General features: G+C 62.5%; 18 protein-coding genes. 9 read left to right on the forward strand and 9 right to left on the reverse strand.

What is annotated here, in order from left to right; genetic code table 11:
• The 3 genes from MBELCI_RS11220 to MBELCI_RS11230 all read left to right on the forward strand — a co-directional run bounded on the left by MBELCI_RS11220 (nt 1) and on the right by MBELCI_RS11230 (nt 3,197).
• The gene (locus tag MBELCI_RS11220; protein ID WP_131505540.1) at nt 1–1,167 is read left to right on the forward strand and encodes a hypothetical protein; all 1,167 of its coding nucleotides are present in this window, start codon (nt 1–3) and stop codon (nt 1,165–1,167) included.
• 68 nt (nt 1,168–1,235) lie between these two features.
• The gene (locus MBELCI_RS11225; RefSeq protein WP_021694320.1) at nt 1,236–1,595 is read left to right on the forward strand and encodes a hypothetical protein; all 360 of its coding nucleotides are present in this window, start codon (nt 1,236–1,238) and stop codon (nt 1,593–1,595) included.
• A 291-nt stretch (nt 1,596–1,886) separates the two neighbouring features.
• Nucleotides 1,887–3,197 carry a UDP-glucose dehydrogenase family protein gene (locus MBELCI_RS11230; RefSeq protein ID WP_021694321.1) on the forward strand — a complete coding sequence of 437 codons (1,311 nt, stop codon included), beginning with the start codon at nt 1,887–1,889 and terminating at the stop codon, nt 3,195–3,197.
• A gap of 157 nt (nt 3,198–3,354) precedes the next feature.
• Here the strand turns inward: MBELCI_RS11230 and MBELCI_RS11235 are convergent, their stop codons facing one another.
• From MBELCI_RS11235 to MBELCI_RS11245, 3 genes are read right to left on the reverse strand one after another with little or no spacing between them, the layout of a single operon-like run.
• Nucleotides 3,355–4,332 (reverse strand): carbohydrate-binding protein, encoded by a 978-nt coding sequence (locus MBELCI_RS11235; protein WP_021694322.1) that lies wholly within the window; start codon nt 4,330–4,332, stop codon nt 3,355–3,357.
• Nucleotides 4,333–4,348: 16 nt separating this feature from the next.
• Complete coding sequence (locus MBELCI_RS11240; RefSeq protein WP_021694323.1) at nt 4,349–4,849, reverse strand: hypothetical protein; 501 nt, start codon at nt 4,847–4,849, stop codon at nt 4,349–4,351.
• The gene (locus MBELCI_RS11245) at nt 4,846–5,556 is read right to left on the reverse strand and encodes a hypothetical protein (protein WP_052512721.1); all 711 of its coding nucleotides are present in this window, start codon (nt 5,554–5,556) and stop codon (nt 4,846–4,848) included. Before MBELCI_RS11245 ends, MBELCI_RS11240 begins: the two co-directional genes overlap by 4 nt.
• Nucleotides 5,557–6,157: 601 nt before the next feature.
• Here MBELCI_RS11245 and MBELCI_RS11250 point away from each other — a divergent pair.
• The 3 genes from MBELCI_RS11250 to MBELCI_RS11260 are packed head-to-tail and all read left to right on the forward strand — an operon-like array spanning nt 6,158 to nt 9,487.
• On the forward strand, nt 6,158–7,360 hold the full coding sequence (locus MBELCI_RS11250) for a glycosyltransferase (RefSeq protein WP_021694325.1): 1,203 nt from the start codon (nt 6,158–6,160) through the stop codon (nt 7,358–7,360).
• Complete coding sequence (locus MBELCI_RS11255; protein ID WP_021694326.1) at nt 7,360–8,598, forward strand: glycosyltransferase family 4 protein; 1,239 nt, start codon at nt 7,360–7,362, stop codon at nt 8,596–8,598. Before MBELCI_RS11250 ends, MBELCI_RS11255 begins: the two co-directional genes overlap by 1 nt.
• Nucleotides 8,591–9,487, forward strand: a complete 897-nt coding sequence (locus MBELCI_RS11260; protein WP_045320044.1) for a sulfotransferase — start codon at nt 8,591–8,593, stop codon at nt 9,485–9,487. The genes MBELCI_RS11255 and MBELCI_RS11260 overlap by 8 nt, the downstream gene beginning before the upstream one ends.
• On the opposite strand, the gene MBELCI_RS11265 is transcribed toward MBELCI_RS11260, so the two are convergent.
• The 4 genes from MBELCI_RS11265 to MBELCI_RS11280 form a co-directional block, all read right to left on the reverse strand.
• On the reverse strand, nt 9,474–10,922 hold the full coding sequence (locus tag MBELCI_RS11265; RefSeq protein ID WP_021694328.1) for an O-antigen ligase family protein: 1,449 nt from the start codon (nt 10,920–10,922) through the stop codon (nt 9,474–9,476). The genes MBELCI_RS11260 and MBELCI_RS11265 overlap by 14 nt on opposite strands.
• Nucleotides 10,919–11,914 carry a sulfotransferase family protein gene (locus tag MBELCI_RS11270; protein WP_021694329.1) on the reverse strand — a complete coding sequence of 332 codons (996 nt, stop codon included), beginning with the start codon at nt 11,912–11,914 and terminating at the stop codon, nt 10,919–10,921. Before MBELCI_RS11270 ends, MBELCI_RS11265 begins: the two co-directional genes overlap by 4 nt.
• A gap of 37 nt (nt 11,915–11,951) precedes the next feature.
• Entirely contained in the window at nt 11,952–12,857 is a 906-nt protein-coding gene (locus tag MBELCI_RS11275) for a sulfotransferase family protein (protein WP_045320045.1), read from the reverse strand.
• A gap of 70 nt (nt 12,858–12,927) precedes the next feature.
• A complete protein-coding gene (locus MBELCI_RS11280; protein WP_081698559.1) occupies nt 12,928–14,298 on the reverse strand; it encodes a lipopolysaccharide biosynthesis protein in 1,371 nt (456 codons plus the stop codon).
• Nucleotides 14,299–14,656: 358 nt separating this feature from the next.
• On the opposite strand from MBELCI_RS11280, the gene MBELCI_RS11285 reads away from it, so the two are divergent.
• The 3 genes from MBELCI_RS11285 to MBELCI_RS11295 all read left to right on the forward strand — a co-directional run bounded on the left by MBELCI_RS11285 (nt 14,657) and on the right by MBELCI_RS11295 (nt 17,885).
• Nucleotides 14,657–15,811 carry a GumC domain-containing protein gene (locus MBELCI_RS11285; RefSeq protein WP_145973717.1) on the forward strand — a complete coding sequence of 385 codons (1,155 nt, stop codon included), beginning with the start codon at nt 14,657–14,659 and terminating at the stop codon, nt 15,809–15,811.
• 5 nt (nt 15,812–15,816) lie between these two features.
• Nucleotides 15,817–17,007, forward strand: a complete 1,191-nt coding sequence (locus MBELCI_RS19330; RefSeq protein WP_021694333.1) for a glycosyltransferase — start codon at nt 15,817–15,819, stop codon at nt 17,005–17,007.
• Between the two features lie 62 nt (nt 17,008–17,069).
• Nucleotides 17,070–17,885: a sulfotransferase domain-containing protein gene (locus MBELCI_RS11295; RefSeq protein ID WP_045320047.1), complete on the forward strand. Its 816-nt coding sequence runs from the start codon at nt 17,070–17,072 to the stop codon at nt 17,883–17,885.
• Nucleotides 17,886–17,912: 27 nt separating this feature from the next.
• On the opposite strand, the gene MBELCI_RS11300 is transcribed toward MBELCI_RS11295, so the two are convergent.
• Together MBELCI_RS11300 and MBELCI_RS21040 are read right to left on the reverse strand one after the other, a co-directional pair.
• The gene (locus MBELCI_RS11300; protein WP_021694335.1) at nt 17,913–19,094 is read right to left on the reverse strand and encodes a polysaccharide biosynthesis/export family protein; all 1,182 of its coding nucleotides are present in this window, start codon (nt 19,092–19,094) and stop codon (nt 17,913–17,915) included.
• 16 nt (nt 19,095–19,110) lie between these two features.
• On the reverse strand, nt 19,111–19,298 hold a 188-nt coding region (locus tag MBELCI_RS21040; RefSeq protein WP_162471693.1), incomplete at its 5' end, for a glycosyltransferase family 4 protein.

Consider the following 19,298-nt stretch of genomic DNA (forward strand, 5'->3'; position numbering starts at 1 on the left):
GTGAGCGGCACGCCCGGCGACACCATACAGGTCACGCTGACCAAGGGTTTCAACCCGGTCGTAGGCACCGGGAACGAGATCGCGCAACTGGTCGAAGATCGCTTGGATGCCTATGACTTCAAGGCAAACAACACCTTCGACAACCAGCATATCACCGTGACGCTCGACAGCAGCGGCACGGCGGATATTTCGGACCAGTTCGACTATGACGACAGCCCGGCCAACAACAAGGAGGATGGCACCTTCCCGGGCGACGACGTGGCGCAGATCGGTTTCGTGGCCGCGGTGGTGGATCCCTCGAACGGCAACCTGCCGATCAGCCCGATCACCTCGCCCATCTACCTGACCAATGATGGCGGGCCGGTGGTGAGCGATCCGAACACGGCGCCGGAGGGTTACTTCCAGATCGTGAATTCGGGCGGCAACGGCTACTTCAAGATCCAGATCGAGGACGAGAACGGCACCGGCGGCACGAACCCGGGCGGCAAGTGGTCCTATCAGACCGCCGCGGATCCCGAAGGGCGGCAGAGCGGTTTCCAGGGAGACGGATACTACCTGTTCGGGTCGAACAGCTCGACCGCGATCGACAACAACATCAATGGCGATGATCTGCTGGAATACACGATCTTCGTGCCCGACACCGATCTGGGCACCTACACCGTCGCCTTCGGCGTCTCGCGCGACGGGGTTGCTGCGGGCGATCAGCAAAATGATCTCTGGCTGAACCTCAAACCCGCCGAACAGGCCGGCAATGGCGACATCCATGCCTTCATGCCGCCAGACACCGAGCCCGAACCGCATCAGAAAGGGTTCGTCAAACTCTTCGGCGGTTCCAACAACGGCAACTGGTCCGAAACGTCCAAGGTCGACGGTCTGCCGAACTTCACGGCCCAAGTCACCTTCGACAATGCCGGGCTCTACACGGTCCAGGTCGAAGGGCGCAGCGAAGGCTACCATGTCGATTACTTCGAGCTTTACCAAGGCGGCACCAGCCGAGTGCCGGCGCGGCGGATTCGCAGTTCATCGAGGGCGATCCTGACACTGGCGGCGGCGGCGGTGGAGGCGGTGGCGGCACCATCGGAACCATCACGACACCGGTCGACGCCTCCAGCGATGATTGGGAGCAGTTCGGCGGCGCCAACAGCAAGGATCTCGAATTCGGCCTGAACGGATCCAACCCGCAGGCCGTCGGGGTCCGGTTCGACGGGATCGACATCCCCGACACCGCAAACATCGTGGATGCCTATCTGCAGTTCACCGCACGCGAAACCTCGTCGGGGGCGGCAAGCTTCACCATAGGGATTGAGGGAACCGAGAACGCGGCCACCTTCTCCAGCGCGGCACCGCCGCAGACACGCGGCATCGTCGACGAGTTCAACTGGTCCAATGTCGAACAGTGGAGCGCCGGCACGATCTACCGGACGCCCGACATAAGCGACCTGATCGAGACCGTGATCGGAAATGATGGTGTCTCGAATGGGGCTTTCGCCTTCGTCATCGAGGGAAGTGGAAGCCGGGTGGCCAGCAGCTTCAATGACAATATTGCGCCGGAGCTGGTTCTCGTACTCGAAGATGGCACCACGCAATTCCTTTGATTGCGAGGCGGTAGTAATCTCGCGAACCTGGCCAAAATCTTTGGCCAGGTTCGACCCTGAAGGACACCGCCGGAGATCCGGTCATATGGGCTGAAGGTGGAATATCCGGAGTGCATTTTACGGAATCCGGAATCCACGACATTGGATATGACCGGTGCATGTCATCGGTCGATATAGCTTGTTCAGGGGTTAATATTAAAGGAATCAATTAGTTACCATTGGAATAATCTTGAAATAGTTACCAGCTACCCCTTTAATGAGTTCATTCACATTTACATGAGGTCGGTCGGAATGAAGATCGCGATTATCGGTACCGGGTATGTAGGCCTCGTTTCGGGCGTTTGTTTTTCGGATTTTGGCCACGAGCTGGTTTGCGTCGACAAAGTGCCCCAGAAAATAGAGATGCTTCGACGTGGAGAAGTCCCGATTTTCGAGCCGGGTCTCGATCGGCTTTTGGAGCGAAATGTACGGGCCGGACGGCTGAGTTTCACCGGCGATCTCGCCGAGGCGCTCGACGGGGCGGAGGCCGTCTTCATCGCGGTCGGCACGCCGACGCGGCGTGGCAATGGCCATGCGGATCTGAGCTTCGTGATGGGGGCCGCGGAGGAGATCGCCCGGGTCGCGCGGCATCCGATCGTGATCGTGACCAAATCGACCGTTCCGGTGGGCACGAACCGCAAACTGCGCGAGCTGGTCGCGGCGACCAATCCTGATCTCGATTTCGACGTCGCCTCCAACCCCGAGTTTCTGCGCGAGGGTGCGGCGATCGACGACTTCATGAAACCCGACCGGGTGATCGTCGGGGCCGAGACCGAGCGCGCCGCACGGGTCTTGCAGGAGATCTACCGCCCGCTCTACCTTCGCGATTTCCCGATCATGATGACGGATCTCGAATCCGCCGAGATGATCAAATACGCGGCCAACGCGTTTCTTGCGGCGAAGATCACCTTCATCAACGAGATCGCCGCCCTGTGCGAAAAGGTCGGCGCGGATGTGAAGCAGGTGTCCAAGGGCATGGGCCTCGATGGGCGCATCGGCAAGACCTTCTTGCATGCGGGCCCCGGCTATGGCGGGTCATGTTTTCCCAAGGATACGCACGCGCTGGCCCGGATCGGACAGGATCATTCCAGCCCCGTCCAGTTGGTCGAGACGGTGATAAAGGTCAACGAGGAGATCAAGCGGCGAATGGTCGACAAGCTGTGCGACCTTTGCGGCGGCTCGTTCAACCACAAATCCATCGCGGTCCTCGGAGTGACCTTCAAGCCCAACACCGACGACATGCGTGACGCGCCGGCCCTGACCATCGTGCCGGCCATGGTCGGCGGCGGTGCCGACGTTCGGGTGGTCGATCCCCAGGCCCGCAGGGAGGGTGAGGAATTGTTGCCGGGTGTCGAATGGATGAAAGACCCCTATGCCGCCGCCGAGGGGGCCGACCTCGTGGTCGTCCTGACCGAGTGGAACGAGTTCCGGGCGCTGGATTTGCGGGAGTTGGCAAGCCGCATGGCCGTGCCGCAGATGGCCGATCTGCGTAATGTCTATAGCCCCAAGGATGTCCGGGCCGCAGGTTTCATCGCTTATGAGGGGGTCGGCCGCAGGGGGTGAGACCCACGAAAAGCCTCGCATCCCATCGATGCGAGGCCTCCTTCCACGACGTGTCGATGGAGATCCCATCTTTTCATCCGGACGCGTCGCCCGGAGGTTCGAACCGGGCCACGGGCCCGGGACCGGGGGTCGCGATGCCACCCCCGGCGGATGGTCGTCAGGCGACCAGCAAATCGTTCGGCGTGAAATCGAGCGAGTCGACGCGCAGCGGCTCGCCACCATCATCCTCACCGATCAGCACGAGACGATCGCCTTTTTCGAGGCGGACGTCTTCGATCACGTGCTGCGTCAGGGTGTCTTTGTTCGCCACGCTGTGGCCAAGATCCTCGTCCCAGACCCACGAGGTCAACTCCACCCCGTTCAGTTTGAACATGAAACTGCTCTCGCCATCGTTCTCGTCGAAGTAGTTCAACGCGATGTCGTAGGTGCCATCGGCACCTTCGAAGGTTGTCGCGGCCGAATGTTCGCCCTTGCCGTCACGCCGGATGATCGTGCCACCGGATCCGGCACCCAGATCGTCGACACGGAAACCGGTGAGCTCGAATTCGTCGACTTCGAGATGCAGGGGCGCCGCAGGTGCCGACGTCGCTCCATCCTCGACGGAAGCGGTCTCCCGCGCGGTCTCGGTCGATCCGCCGCTTTGGGTGAACCGCAGGTTGTCGATCCGAAGCGGCTCCGAACCATCACGAGTGCCACGCAGAGTGACCGTATTGCCCTTGGCGAGCTCGATGTCTTCGATCACCTTGGACGTGCGAGTGTTGCTGTTGGCCTTGTTGTCACCAAGATCCTTGTCCCACGTCCATTCCGTGACCTGCTGGCCATTGACCAGAACGGCCATGGTGCTGTTGCCGTCGGCCTCGTCGAAATAATTCAGGGTCAGGTCGTAGCGGCCCGTATCGCCGTCGAACTGCAACTTGGCTTCTTGAGCCGCGTCGGAGCGGGCGCGGATCACCGAATTGCCGCTGGCAGCGCTCAGGGAGTCGATGCTGAAGCCCTCGCTGAGTTTCAGCGTCTCGGCTTCGATCGTGATGTTCGGAGCAACGCTCGCCACTTCGCCGGTCTCAGGCGCGGTCGGCGTCGATGGGCTTTCGACCGGCGGGGTCGGATCGAGGGTGATTTCGGGTTGGCTGGTCACCCCCCCTTTGGGCGCGTCATCCCCAAAGCCGTCGAGCAGGCCGTTGATGTAGTTCTCGATATTGGCGTAGCATCCTTGTCGGCGTCGCTTGGGCGTCCGCGCGGTTCGGGTTGGACCCGATGAGGGTCTCGTATTCGTCGGGGATGCCGTCATCGTCGCTGTCGCGCAGGCCCTTGCGCAGGCGACCGTCTTCATAGCCACCGACCTCGTTCGGGCTGTCGATGATCTTGCCGGTGCCGTTACGCACCCCTTCGATGATCCGTGCGTCGATCGCATCGAGCCCTTGGCCACGCGCACCGACATTGGCGAGCACATGATCAAACAGGTCCTTGGATGACACCACGTCGGTGGTCCGGGGGGCGAAGACGTAGCCATCCTTGATCTTGGACATCGCCGCGCCGGCGACCTCGGCATCGTTGTCCTTCAGGAAATAGGCCGTCGACTCCTCGGGCGACAACAGACGGATCGCCTCACGTCCGGCGGAATCCTTACCCGGCGCGTAGATGTTGGAAATCACGTTCGCGTGGTGCCTTCGTGGATGGCCAGACCATTCGGGCCATAGTTGCTCACGACGTTGTTGATGAACTCGATCTGCTTGGCGTCGTCCTTGATCGTCGCGTTCCGAAACTCGGTGTTCGCGATCAGATTGCCCACGACGCTGATGTTCTTGCTGTTGTCGCCGATCAGCAGGCCCATGCTGTGATCGCCCTTCGGGTGGATCGAGTTCTGCAGCGCCTCGGCCATGATGTTGTTGGAAAAGGTCACGTTGCTTGGCGCGCCCCAGGTCGAGGCCAGCTCGTCGACCGACCACGAGATCGAGTTGCTGTCGATCATGACGTTATCGACGGTCTGGCCACGCTTGCCGACGGCGATGCCGTCGCGATTGCCCGGATCGTCGCCGCCGGCCTCATCGCCGGGACGCACATGCATGCCGCGGATGATCACGTCGCTGTCGACGACCCGCAGGCGACCACCGGTCACGGTGACGCCGCCGGGCGCGGTCTGACCGGCCAGGGTCACGTTGCCGTTGATCTCGATCTGATCCTTGAGGTCGATCTGCCCGCCGACGTCGAAGACGACGATGCGCTTCTGGTCCAGGTCTTCGAGCGCCCAGCGAAGGGATCCCTCGCCGGAATCGTTGAGGTTGGTCACCTTGACCACTTCACCGCCACGGCCGCCTTGGGCCTGCGCGCCGAAGCCTTTCGCTCCTTTGAAAGCCAACATGTTGCTGCATTCATCCTTTTTGATGGATCGTCCGATCCGGTGATTTCGACCAAGGCCGGTTTCCCAACCTGATTCCGACGCCATGCATATCCATCCCGAGACAGCGGTGCAGGCCTATCGGGCTTTACGCAGCGTCCCTGAGTGGAATCCCGCCCTTCGTCGGCGGAGGCTTACCGAAACGCGAAAAATGCGCTCGAACACGAAAATACCGGGCCGATATAATTTGAAAAAGATTTCTGGATCTAACGGACAAGCGGTATCTATATGTCAAATTGTCGCATGTGTTATTTGTAAGGTGTGCAGATCCCCAAGGCCCAGCCGCGCGACGCGGCTTGCAACCTGAGGTAATAGAAATCGACGCTTTTAACGCCTTTGCCTTGAGGTGCCTGACAAACAGTTCAGAAATGTGACAATTTTCTATGACCTGATGCGTCGATACGGCATGATGGTATTTGCCGTTGAGAGAGGCCGGCGAGGTTATTCGGGCATGGTCTAGTAGATTCGATCTCATGGTCTAGTAGATTCGATCTATGGAACGGCGTGTACTTCGTTTTCTCGCGAAAACGACTTTTAAATTTTGATCTGAGGGCGGGTTATCCTCATGCAAAAACTGAATATTCTCGCGCTGACGAAATCGACCGGAGGAATTGCCCTCTACAACAGGCTCCTTCTGACAGAGCTTGGCCGGGTCGGCATGGGCTCGGAAACCTTGTGTCTGTCCGACGGTGCGGCGGAGTACGCGCTCAGTCTGACGTCAAAGGGGCTCGGGGCCACGCCCATGGACATGGCCCGCTACAGTATCGACCCGCGCGGCGACCTGCGCGTGTTGCGACATGTGATCGCGCGTATCCGGGCAGACGAAATCGACGTGATGATCTGCCATGGGAGCAAGGCCGGCTTCATCGGCCGGGCGGCGGGCCTGATGACCGGTTGTCCCGTGGTCTACCGGCAGGCCTCGATGCCGTTCCTGCCACGGGTGCAAGGGCGCAAGGCGCCGTTTTACTGGGCACTCGATTTCGCGGCGCGGGGGTTCGGGGGGCATGTCGTGACCCTGTCCGATTATGCACGAAGCCAGACATTGCGGCACCGGCTCGTGCCCCCCGACCGGATCAGCATCATCCGGACCGGTGTGGATATAGACCGGTTTCGTCCCAGCCGGGATCGGGCCGCGCGTGTTCGCGACTTGGGGCTGGATCCGGCGCGTCCCGTGGTGGGCTGGATGGGGCGGATCGAGCCGCAGAAGGCGCCGTTCGATTATGTCGAGACCCTGCGACTGGTGGCGGACCGCCATCCCGAGGCGCAGTTCGTTCTCGCGGGCGAGGGACGTCTGCGCGGCGAGGTCGAAAATGCCCTTGCCGCGGCGGGTCTGTCGGACCGGGTGGCGATGCTTGGTTGGCAACCCGAACCCGCGCTCGTCCTTCGCGCCTTCGACGTCTATGTGCTGACATCACATTGGGAAGGGCTGCCGCTCACATTGCTCGAAGCGATGGCCAGCGGATGCTGCTGCATCTCCACTGATGTGGACGGTTGCGCCGAGGCGATCGAGGACGGGGTGAGCGGACGTCTGCTCGCCGCGGGGGCGACAGGCGACATGGCGGCCGCGCTGGACGAGGTGCTGCGCCAGCCCGACCTGCGGCATCGATACAGCGTCGCGGCACGCCACAGGGCAGTGACGTTGTTCGACAAATCCGAGATGGTCGACAAGTGGATCCAACTCCTGTCGCGCATGACCGCCGAGACGGCGATTGCAGCGCAAACCTCCGCGCCGGCAGTCTCGGTCGACCGCACCGCGGAGGGCGGGTGATGTCGCTGTTCACCCCGAGCGGTCCGGGCGCGGCCGTCATGGAGGGAACCGCGCGCACGGGGCCGCTCGATGTCTGCATGGTCATCTCGTCCTATCATCCGATCGTCGGCGGCGCGGAGAAGCAGGTCGCGCAGATCGCGCGGATCATGGCGGATGATGGCCACCGTGTGTTTATCGTGACGCGGCGCTACCCTGGCCTGTCGGCGCGTGAGCGGATCGACGGGGTCGAGGTTTCGCGGATCGCCATGTCAGGTCCCCTCGGTCGGCTGAGCTTCGTCATCGGCGCGGCCCGCGAAATCCGTCGCCTGAGACCGGATGTGATCCACTGCCATTCCCTGTTTTCGCCCGCCCTCGCGGGCGCGATCGGTCGGCAGCGCGCAGGTCAGCCGCTTCTGGCAAAGCCGATGTGCGGTGGCGAGGCCAGTCGGATCGCAAGCAAGGCATTCGGTCGCAAGCGGCTCGCCTATCTTGGGCGATCCGTGGACCGTTTCGTCGTGGTGAGCCGCGAGATCGAGGATGAGCTTCTGGATCTGGGTTTGTCCGAAGAAAAGCTGCGCTACATTCCCAATGGCGTGGACGCGCAGCGTTTCAGCCCGCTCCACCATGCTGCCAATCGCGAGGAGCTCAGGCTGCGGCTTGGCCTGCCGGCCGGGGTGTTGTTCCTGTTCGCGGGTCGAATGGCCGCACAAAAGCGGTTGCCGCTGCTTCTCGAGGCCTGGCGATCCGTCCGGGCCGACCTGCCGCAGGCGACCTTGCTCATCGCCGGGGCGAACCGCGCGTCGCAAGACGGCTTCGAGGCCACGTTCGGCGAAGGAGAAGAGATTCCCCCCGCACTGCTCGATCAACCCGGCGTGCGGCTTCTGGGCCATGTCGATGACATGCCGACATTGCTGCGGGCATGCGACGTCTTCGTGCTGCCTTCGGCGCGCGAGGGGCTGTCGAATGCCTTGCTAGAGGCCTGTGCCACGGGGCTGGCCACGATCACGGCGCGCACCGGCGGTGCCATGGATCTCATGTCCGACGGTCAGAACGGCCTGATGTTTGCCGTGGACGACCGGTCGGAACTGGCTGATGCGCTGCATGCCCTTGCCGTCGACGAGGATCTGCGCATCCGGCTCGGCGCCGCCGCGCGGCGCACCGTCTGCGAAAAGTTCGATATCCGGCAGACCGCTGCGGGACTTCTGGCGCAATATGCCGATCTCGTGGAGCATGAAGGACGGAGAGAGCGCGATGACTGAGACCGGTCCCATATTTCTGCTCGGAATGCAGCGCGGTGGCACCAACCAGCTGCTCAATGCGCTGCGCTCGCATCCCGATACCTGTTGGCCCGACGGCGAACTGCACGAGGTGTTGCGGCCCAGACGCGAGGTCGGCCTTGCCGCCTTGCGAGGTTGGGCCAGCTACCTGCCCGTCGCGTGGCGCACCAAGGATGCCCTCAATCCGCGCAAAGCGCCCGGACCGCTCGCGTCGCGCGACCGAGACTGGCTCAAGGCGGCGTTGAGCCGGGCCGCGCGCGCCAACCTGCCGGAGGTCCGGCGCTACAGGCACGCGTTGGCCGAAAGCGGGCTGGGACCGTTCGATCCGTCACCCCGATCGCGGCTGCTGGTCAAGCTCGTCAATTACAATGTCGGGCTGGCTCCGGATCTCGCGCGGATCTATCCGGATGCAACCTTCGTCGGCCTCATGCGAGACCCGTTCGGCATTTGCGAAAGCATGATGTCCCGCGGGACCTCCCCCGAAGCGATCCTGCCGCTTTACCGCTATGTCGGCGAGACGCTGATCAAGCTCGAGGAGCGCGGTCTGCCCGTGACCATCATTCGGCTCGAAGACATGATCGCGGATTTTCGGCGCGTGGTGGATGACGTCTACGGGGCCTGCGGGCTCGGACTGGAGGCCACCCGGGGCTTGTGCCTGCAGCGCAAGGACCGAATAACCGCAGATGGCCGCGTGGTCGGCATGACCAAGGTCGACACGTTCCATGACTTCGACAGCGTCAACGCGCATATGCGCTCGGACGTGAACAGCGCCGCCCGCGCAAGCCTGCCGCCGGACGCGGTCCGGGGCATCTTGCAAAGCTGTGGTGCGATCATGGGCCGGTTCGGCTACGCGGCCCCTATGGAGACCTGATCGGGTCGGTATTTTCCGCGCTCAGCCGGGTCTGCAGGATATGCTGCATCTCCAGTGCCAATGCGATGACCAGCCACAAGAAGCGCGGAAAAGAATCCTGAAGAAAGGTCATCGCCATGAGATAGCCGGCGCATCCGGCCCCGAACGCCACGATATGTCGCGCGAGCCGGTCGTCGTTTGCCATCCGGGCGAGACGAACGGCCATGAAGATGCTTCGGGCCGCGACGATGAGGATCACGGACAACAGCAGTATCCCGGCCAACCCCTGCTCCGCCAGAATTTCTAGGTAGAGGCTATGGGTCGAGCGACCCTCGCCCCGGAAGATCAGGCCGAGTTCGAGCGCGATGTCCTGATAATATGGTTTGAAGTTCCCGACCCCGACACCGAGCAGCGGATGATCGCTGAACAATTTCAGCGCAACCTGCCAGCTGGCGAGCCGCCCTTCCGTGCTCGTGTCCTGCACTTCGCCCGCGGTGACGGTTCCGAAAATGGTGGAGAACCGCTCGATCACCGCATCGCTCGTGAAGGTCGTGACCAACAAGACCGCGACGAGGGCGGCAAGCCCGAACGTCAGAAGCTGGCGCAGCGTGAGGCCCGTCCCGAGCGCCGCGAGCGCAACGGCAAGGCCGATGAGCCCGCCGCGTGACTGGGTGGCCAGAAGGCCGACGACCAGCAGACCCGTGACGATCATCCAGCCGATCCCGCGCAGAATGCCGCGCGCGTTGAGAAACTGGAACAAGGCCAAAGGCACCGTGAAGACGATGATGCTGGCAAAGAAGTTCGCGTCTCCCAGCGGCCCGGAGAACCGCCCGCTATTGCCGATGACGAGGGCGAAGCCGCGAAAGCCGCCCATGTAATTGCCGAAGATCAGCTGGTAGACGCCAAGCGCGCAGATCACCGCGACCGCGAGGACCGCCGTGACGGTAAAGGTCTCGATTCCCCGACGCTGCGACATGAAAGCGAGCGCGAGAAGGGCCACGATCGCATCCTTGGTAAAGTCGATCGATAGCTTCAGGCTCGTCTCCCAATGCGCCGCATAGGTGGCGCTCAGCAGCTTGAGCGCAAAGAGGGCCACGAGGCAGGCCGTGGCAAGCCAACCGATATAGGGGACGTCGCGATAGATGAACCAGCGGGCGGCGAGCAGGGTGAACAATCCCGGCGCCGCGAGCTTGGCGATGGATGGCAGGTCGAACGACACGATGAGGTTCTGCGACATGTTGGTCACGATCATCACCGTCAACCCGGCAAGGGCGACGAGCGGATAGCGGATCGATGCCGCGAGACCGATGAAAACCAGAGGGGCGAGCAGCAAGATCTTGGCCGATTTGTCGCCGATCAACAGCGCGATGCCGGCCGCGAACAGCCCGGCAGCAAGGATCTTCAAAAGGCTGAGGCCCGGCGGCGCGCCGCTTGGGAGGGTGTGGTCGCTGCTCATGGCAGCTTGCGGCGCTTTTGAAGCCGATTGCCGATATTGATGCCGATACCGTCGAGCAGGCCCTTCTTGCGTACGTATCGGACCGCCGAGCGCCCTCCGTCAAGCGCGGCGCACATGCCGAGCCGGAGCGGAGTGAGGGGGAGGTGGCGGGTGGCGTATTCAGGCCTGTAAGGAGTGCCTTGGGCCGCGTCGAACACGATTTCCTCGATCCGGCGCTGCTCCTGCGCGTTGAGGCGTTCGCGGAAACGACCAAGATTGGCGGGGTCGATATAACGCTTTCCTGCCGCTCGACCGATGTTTTCCGAAGGTCGGATGAGCGAGGTCATTTTGGATGCATAGGCAACATCTAGAAACGTGCAGGCCCGCTGCAGCTCGGCTTTCGGGTGACGCAACAGGTCTTCGTAGAAGATCTCCATGAAACGCCCGTCAAAACAGGCCGAGTCGCGCCGACCGATTGAGACGTTGCGCGTCCATTTGTTGGCGCTGCGCAGCAGGTTGTGGCGCCATGCATTCCTTGCGGAAACCGCGACATCGCGCGGATCACGAATGATGTGGATCACCCGCGCGGCGGGAAATATCTCGGCCAGAAGAGGCAGATCGAGCACGTATGACGGCGTTTTGTCGCCCCAGATCGCCGTTGCAGAGGCGCCGGGCTCTCCGTAGTGGCGCAGTATCATCTCGAAGGCTTCGGCCCAGCTTCGGGCGTCGCGCAACGCCTCGAACTCTGCCCGTCCCATGACGGGCTTGCCCATGCGGCGGCTGAAGATCTGGAACGGCATTCGATCGAACGCGGCGAAGAAACGGTCGAGATCGACCGAGAACACCCCGGGATCGGTGCCGAAGCTGCGATAGAGATAGGGGATGAAGTGACTCTCGGGGTTGCACAGGTTGATGCCCGGATTCCGGTTGAGCAATTCGCGCAGCAGTTTGGTGCCGCTGCGGGGGCTGCCGACGATGAAGAGAGGTCCTTGGAAGGCATCGGTCTGGGGCATGCGGGCGCTTTCCTGGTACGGGGCAAAATGGCGCGGCTCAGGCGGGCGGCTCAAGCCAGGCGGACAGGTCGAGGCGTGTGAGATCCTGCAATCTCAGGATGTCGTCGCGGTAGATCCGCAGCAGCTCGGCGTGGATTTCGGGAGGAATCTTCGGAGCCCGGCCGAGATTGCCCTTCTTGGCGCGCCGCGCGAGGTGGCGGGCCCAACCGGGCAGGGCAGGGCGCAGCACATCCCGGGTCAATCGGTTTTCGATCAAAGAATTGAAGAGCTTCGAACGAGGATAGGTGCTGACATTGTGCCGCTCGTGCAGCGGCGGTGCAAAGTCCGTGTCGACGCCGATGAAGTCGAAGACACGCGCGAGCGTCGCGGCGTTGTCGCGGGCGAAATCCTCATAGAGGACCAGCATCAGTTGCTCTTTGGGAAAGTGGTCGAGATAGCGTTTGACCTGCGCGTGGTAGAACCCGGCCTGAACGTGATGCGACGCCGGGTCGAAGGCGTCGCGCATCTCGCGGCCTTCGCGGCCCGAACGAACCTGCATGACATATCCCGAAAACGCCCTGTGCACCGGGTTGCGCAAGCTGGCGATGAGCCGGACCTGCGGGGCCAGATCCCTGATGCGGCGCGGCGCGCTCGGACTTTCGAGATAGATGGGCGCGATTTCGCCCCAAGCCAACGCCGGGTCGGCCTCGGCAAAGAGCGCTTCGTAGGCCGCAAGAGATCTGACCTCGAAATGGTCGCGCCCGAAACGTGCCATGCGATCGCGGGCCTCCGGGCCGTCATCATAGGCAAAGAAGCGTATCTCCTTGCCGGGCATGAAAATCTGAGGGTGCTCGCGCATGTAGCGGTAGAGCGCGCTCGTGCCGGCCTTGGCGGCGCCGATCACGAGGAAATCGGGCAAGGTCTTGGGAGCCGTCCGTGGCCGGGCTGCGCCAGGGTTCGTCATACGCGCCTCCTGCGTAAAAACATGCGCGACCCGGCAGCGAAGAGCTCGGGAACCAGGTATCGCAGCACCGTCAGATAAAGGGTCGAGAACACCACCATCCCGGTGAGCAGACGGATGATTTCAGCGCCGGAGACGACCTGCAGCGCGGCATAGGTTCCGGTCGCCGCGAGGCCCGAACAGAAGAAGGCGGGGGCCAAGCGCGCAACGTGTCCGGAAAAGTGACGTCGATCACCCGCTTCATGACGATAAAGGTCGGTATGAAGCGCAGCACCGCAAGCACCAGTTGCGCCCCGGCCACCGCGACGATGCCGTAAGGGACGGCCAGCACGATAAGCCCGACGAAGAGGGGCAGGTTGATCAGCGACACCTTGAACAGCAGGTCGGTCCTGCTGACCGCCTTGAGCAGCTTTCCGGGCACCATGTTGAGGGTGCTGATCGCGAAGGCCACGGCGACGATCTGCATCGGTACGATCATCCCGTACCACTTGGGAGAATAGAGCACGTGGACGAGCGGGGCCGAAAGCACCGCGATCGCGGCTCCGACGCCGAACATCAACAGGGCGCAATAGCGTAGCGACTGATAGAAATACTGCCGAAGCTCGGCCGGGTCCGACTGGATCCTGGACATCACCGGGTGCAGCACGGACCCCACCACGGTGGTAAAGCTCTTGATGCCCAGCTCGGGGATTCGGAACGCAAGCGCGTAGACCCCGAGTGCCGCAGGTCCGAGGATCTTGCCGATCAACAAGTTGTCGAGCAGCCGCGGCGTCGAGTTGATCGTCTCTGCGCCGATGAGGTGAATGCCGAACCGCAGGACATGGCGGATCATGGCAGGGCCGGGCAGGGCGGTGGGACGCCATGGCCGAACGATCGCAAGCACGAGAGAGCCTGCGATCGCGCTGGCCAGATAACCGAGCGCGAGCGCCCAGACACCGTATCCCATCATCGCCAATATGATGGAAACGACCCCCTTCGTGAGACCACGCGCGATGTCTGGCGCCATCTTCTCGCGCAGCTTCAGCTCTCTGTAGAGCAGGCTCGAATTCACCGAAGTCAGGCCCCGGATGAAAAGCGCGATGGCAATGGTGCCAAGAAGGTCGCGCAGCGCAGGCGCGCCGTACCACTCTGCGATTTGGCCCGAAACGAGCCATAGTAGGCCGGCCATCGCAGCCGACATCCCGACCGCGCAGATGAAGACGGCGTTCGCGGTCTCTTCGAGACGGTCGCGCGCGGAGATCAACGCCGCCCCCAGCCCGAACTGCGAGATGATCTCGAAATATCCCATGACAGCGAGGCAGATCGCCATGAGCCCGAACTCGGCCGGGCCGACATATCGCGCGACCAGCACGATGGCCACGAGGTTGAGCACCTTGGTCGAGGCGAAGGACGCATAGGCCCAGGACACGTTACGCGTCGTGGCCTTCGCAGCTGAGAATGTCATGTGTCCCGTACCTCAAAAATACCGGGGTGCGAATACCTGCGCCGCTCTCCAAATCTTCGAAGCGGGCTTTCTCCGAGAATCATGATTAAGCCTACGGGCATCGCAACGATGCGCAAAGTCCCAAAAAGGGCCGGACGTCGCAATTGGATGCTGCAACTTCGCCCATCTCGCCATCGCCTCGATGCAATCGGAGCCTTGGGCCGGATCGTTTTCAAGTTCGTCGACCACCATGAAAAGGGATTGTTGCCAGATGCCCGGGGCGGTGCTAAGATTCGAACAACACCTCATTCTCTTTTATTTTTATACCGTTACGTTTAACGATATGTGGGCATTCAGCGCCCAAGGGTGGATTGCAAACGTGAAACGCACTTTCCTCGCACTGGTTGTATTCTGCGCCGTTCTTGCACCTTTGATCCATCTGGTGAGGCAGCAGGTTCCCATCTACGAAGCGCGTTCCTTGATCTCTTTTGCGCTTGGGCGCGAGTATGTTTATGTCCCCGAGCCCAGCCTGTCCGATATCAAGGCGCCGAATGCCGGTGATTTCCAAGGGTTCGTCAATGCGGAGATCCTTCTTCTGGACAACCCCAGATTGATTGAATCCGCAGTGGACAAGGTCGGGTTCGAGCGGACCTATCCGGATCTTCCCTTTACCGACGCCGGGCGGCGCGCAGCCACGGTAGCGCTCGATGCGGCGACCAAGGTCGAACTGATCACCGGCTCGTATGTCGTCAAGATCGCGGTGCGGCACACCGATCCGGAGATCGCGGCCGAACTTGCGAATGCCCTGACCGACAGTTTCCTCGAACAACGGCGAAGCATGTATCTCGGCCGGGAGGTCGAGACCGTGACGGAGCGCCTCGAAAGCACGCGCCTCGAAGCCGATCGCATCGATGCCCGTCTGGCGCAGCTTCTCGGGGGATCGGACCCGGTCGTCATCGAAGAGAGGCTGAAAAGCGCGACCCGCGAACAGGCCCAGTTGACCGAAGCGCTGCGCGATGCCCGCCTCGATCTGCTATCGCTGCGGCAACAGCGCAGCGCGCTTCAGGACAGGCTCGTGTCCGATGCCGAATGGCGGCAGGCCGATCTTGCCGTGTCCGAGGCGGAGGCGCGGGTTGCCTTTTTCGAACAGGAGAAGACGACTGTCGAAGCCGCGATAGGCGAAATGTCCACGATCATGCCGCGTGTTCGGCTCCTGAAGGCCAGCCAGGACGCGCAGACCGAACGTCTCGCCGAGTTGGAACTGCGCCTGCGCGACACCAAGGCGGTTTCGAGCTTCGACAACGTCCGTGTCATTGAAACAGGTGTTCCGCCGCTTCGCCCGGTGAGCATGCCTCCCAAGACCCAGTTTGCCATTGCGGGCGCCGTGGCCGGTCTCGCCGCCTTTGCCGCCGTGATCATCGCCACTCTGCTCGCGCCCAAGCAGCCCGAACCCCGGCCGCGCCGGATGCGCTCCGATCCGGGCCTGATGGTGCTACGCAATACCAGGCGCGCCAATGAGCGGGCCGGGGCCTGAGGCGGATGAACGCGGATCCCGATCGGCGCTCGCGCTACCGGACGGCCGAACCGCTGCGCCTCGGCTACATGATCGACACCTTGGTCACGGGCGGAGCCGAGCGGTTGGTCGTCACCTTCGCCGAAGCGCTGCGCGGAAGATCGGATGTCGCGCTCACCGTGTTCGTCCTGCATGACGGCGACACGCCGTTTCGCCGGCAACTCGAAGCCCTCGAGATCGACATCATACGGCTTCCGGGGAAGAACCTCGTCGATCGGAGGCGCTTTCTACGCTTGCTGACTGCCCTGCGCGGCAGGCGGATCGAGTATCTGCACGCCCATCTGGCCTCCTCGACGACCCTCGGCGCTTTTGCCGCGGGTCTTTTAGGCATCCCCTTTGCCACGACCCTACACAATGTCCGGCCAAGCGTGCGCAGGGTGCGGCGGGTGCGCAAACTTTTGCACCGCGTCGCACTGCGTCTGCCCGGAACGGAAAAGATCGCGGTCGGACAGGCTGTTGCCGAAGCCTCACGCTCCGAACTGGGGCGGTCGGATTGTCGCGTCGTGCCGAACGCGGTGCCCGCAAGTGTGGTCGCCGATACGGCGGCGCGTGGCCGGGTCAGGCATGAACTGGGCCTCGGGGAGGATGTCACCGCCCTCGTCTGTGTCGGAGCCATCATCGGTCAGAAGGCGCATGAGGTCCTGCTCGACGCCTTTGGAGCGGTGCAGGCCCGACGGCCGGATACCGTGCTGGTTCTCGTGGGCGACGCCCGAGAACCCGACCGGCAACGCAATCTCATGGCGCAAGCCGAAAGACTCGGCATCAGAGAAAACGTGCGTTTCCTTGGACTTCGACGCGATATTCCCGACATCCTCGCGGCCAGCGACATTTTCGTCAGCGCCTCGGATTGGGAAGGCGCCCCTGTCTCGCTGCTCGAGGCGATGGCGAATGGGCTGCCGCCCGTGGTCACCGATGTCGGCGAAAATCGCCGCGTGTTGCAAGACACCGGGGCGCGGTTGGTCCCTCCCCGCGATCCATTCGCGCTGGCCGAGGCCCTGATGGAGATGGTCGCCGACAAGGGGCTGCAGATGCGAACGGCCGACGAGGTGCGCAGCCGCGTCCTGAGAGACTACGGCGCCGACGCTTGGGTGGAGCGCCTTCTCGATCTCTATGCCGAGCGCAGCGCGCGCCGCGATTGGCGGCGCCACACTCAATAGCGGAAAGACATTGCCATGGATGCCTCAGACGGAAACTCCGGCAGAGCCCTGCTTATACCGCCGTGCGAGAAGCCCGGCTGCATTGGCGTACCCTGGTCGAGCGCGATCGCGCCCTGCCGGATTTCCTGATCATCGGGGCGCACAAGGGGGGTACGTCATCCTTTTACGAGAACCTCGTCACTCACCCTCAGGTTTATCCCTCCCTCACCAAGGAGGTCCATTATTTCGACCGGGACCCCCGCCCATCCTTGCGCTGGTATCGGGCGCATTTCCCCTCCCGTGAGGAACTGCGCCGCAATGACGCGATCTGCGGAGAGGCGACGCCGTCCTATGCCATCTACCCCGGCATTCCTGCCGACATAAAAACTCTGTTGCCGAAAGCGAAACTCATTTTCCTGCTCCGCGATCCGGTAAAGCGCGCCTATTCTGCCTATCAGTTCAATTCAAGACGTGGCGCGCCAGCCATGTCATTCGAAGCCTGGATCGAGCGAGATTTCGACCTCTTAGGGGGCCAGAAGATAGACCGCTCCGCATTCATGGAATATGTCGGAAACAATAAGAGGATCGACAAGGTTCCGGTGGCATTGCTACGCGGTATATATGTCGAGCAGATCAGGAACTGGCATAGCGTATTTTCTCAAGATCGGCTTACAATCATCGAAAGCTCGGAGTATTTTCGGGACCCGTCAAAAGTACTGAATGCGGTTGCGACACAATCTCTCGGGTTGCGTCCGCACCAATTCGCATACCGCAAAACACATCACGAAAAGAGGGGATATCCCAAGATGCGTGACGAAACGAGGGCCCGGCTCGAGGCCTTTTTCAAGCCGTACAACGAGGCCCTCTATACGTATCTCGGTCGCGACTTCGGCTGGTAGTCGCGCCGCCCCGCGCCGGGCGCGGAATTATTGTCCCACCGTTTCCAGGCGCACCACCAGCAGATCATCAGGTGCGAGCGCGGTTGAGTCATTGCCGATCAGGGGGGCATCCTGCCCCGGGCGATGGATCTCGAACACGGTTTGCATGACCGCGCCCAGATCCGTCAGGCCCTGCAACGCCGCAGGGTTGGTCTCTCGAAGATAATTCGTGGCGAGCTGCATTTCGGCACGGGCCAATTCGGCACGCTGGTCTGCCGCGATCTTGTCGGCCAGAAGCTTGTGGCGATACTCCATCTGCGCAACCCGAATGTCGCTTTCTGCGTTCGCGGCCGTTTGCCGGGCCCGGGCCTCGAACGCGGCCGCTTCAAGCGCATCCGAGCGGAATTTGTCGGCGTTGATCTCGAGCTGCAATGTCTGCTCACGCCGGGCCAGGCCACGTTCGGCCAGATTCTGCATGCCGCTGAGCTGCTCTTGCGTGGCGGCCAATTGACTGTTGATGAGGTCGCGCCGTTGCGAGAACAGGTCTGCTTCCTCGCCCGCCAGCGACAGCTTGCGCTCGGCGCCTTCGGTCACGCGGGCCGACAATGCACGGCGCAGGTCGACGAGGCGATACTGGTCGGCCCTGACCGGATCATCGGCCTCGACCGGCGCGGGGTCCCCGCCATCCGTCAGCCGGGCCAACTCTTCGGCGATCGCCGCCTGTTCGGCCTCTGCGAATGTGAGCTTGCTGCGCGCTTCGATCGCACGGCGCTGCGCGGCGTCCACGTCGCGATCGGCGCTTACATCCGCGGGCGCAGTCTTGAAACCGCCCGCCAGAGCTATGGCCTTCATCACGGTAAGACCGGGCCGGTACTCATAGGCGCCGGGCGTCTCGACGACGCCCGCGACGAAGACATTGCGATACATGGCCATATCCACCAGCACCGACTCCCGGCTCGAAAATCTGTCCTGCGCTTCGGCGACGATGCGCTGCTCGATCTCGCGGATCGTCGAACCGGCCGCCGGTATGCCGCCAAGCAGGTGCAGCACGACCTGACCGTCGGCGCGCACCTCGAATGTCCCCGACAGTTCAGGCTTGCCATAGATCGACACCGAAAGCCGGTCCCCGATGCCGACGGTATAATCGATACCGGTCTGGGCGTGCGACATGCTGGCCAGATGCACCGAGAACAGCATGACGATCACGGCTCTCAGGGTCCTGCGGATCATGGGTGTCATCCTTTTTTCAAATGGCCGGTTCGGGGGTCGTCGAAGACAATTGCGTTCCCGCCAGCGTGGCATCGTAGAGGTCGCAGAGCTTTGCGCGCATGACATCGGCGCCAAACCGGGCGGCGACGGTTTCGCGGGCCACCCCGCCCATGCGTCCGGCCTGAACGGGATCGGCGCAAAGCCGCGCCATGCCGTCCGCGAGCG

It is taken from the genome of Limimaricola cinnabarinus LL-001, assembly GCF_000466965.1.
GTDB classification, from domain to species: domain Bacteria; phylum Pseudomonadota; class Alphaproteobacteria; order Rhodobacterales; family Rhodobacteraceae; genus Limimaricola; species Limimaricola cinnabarinus.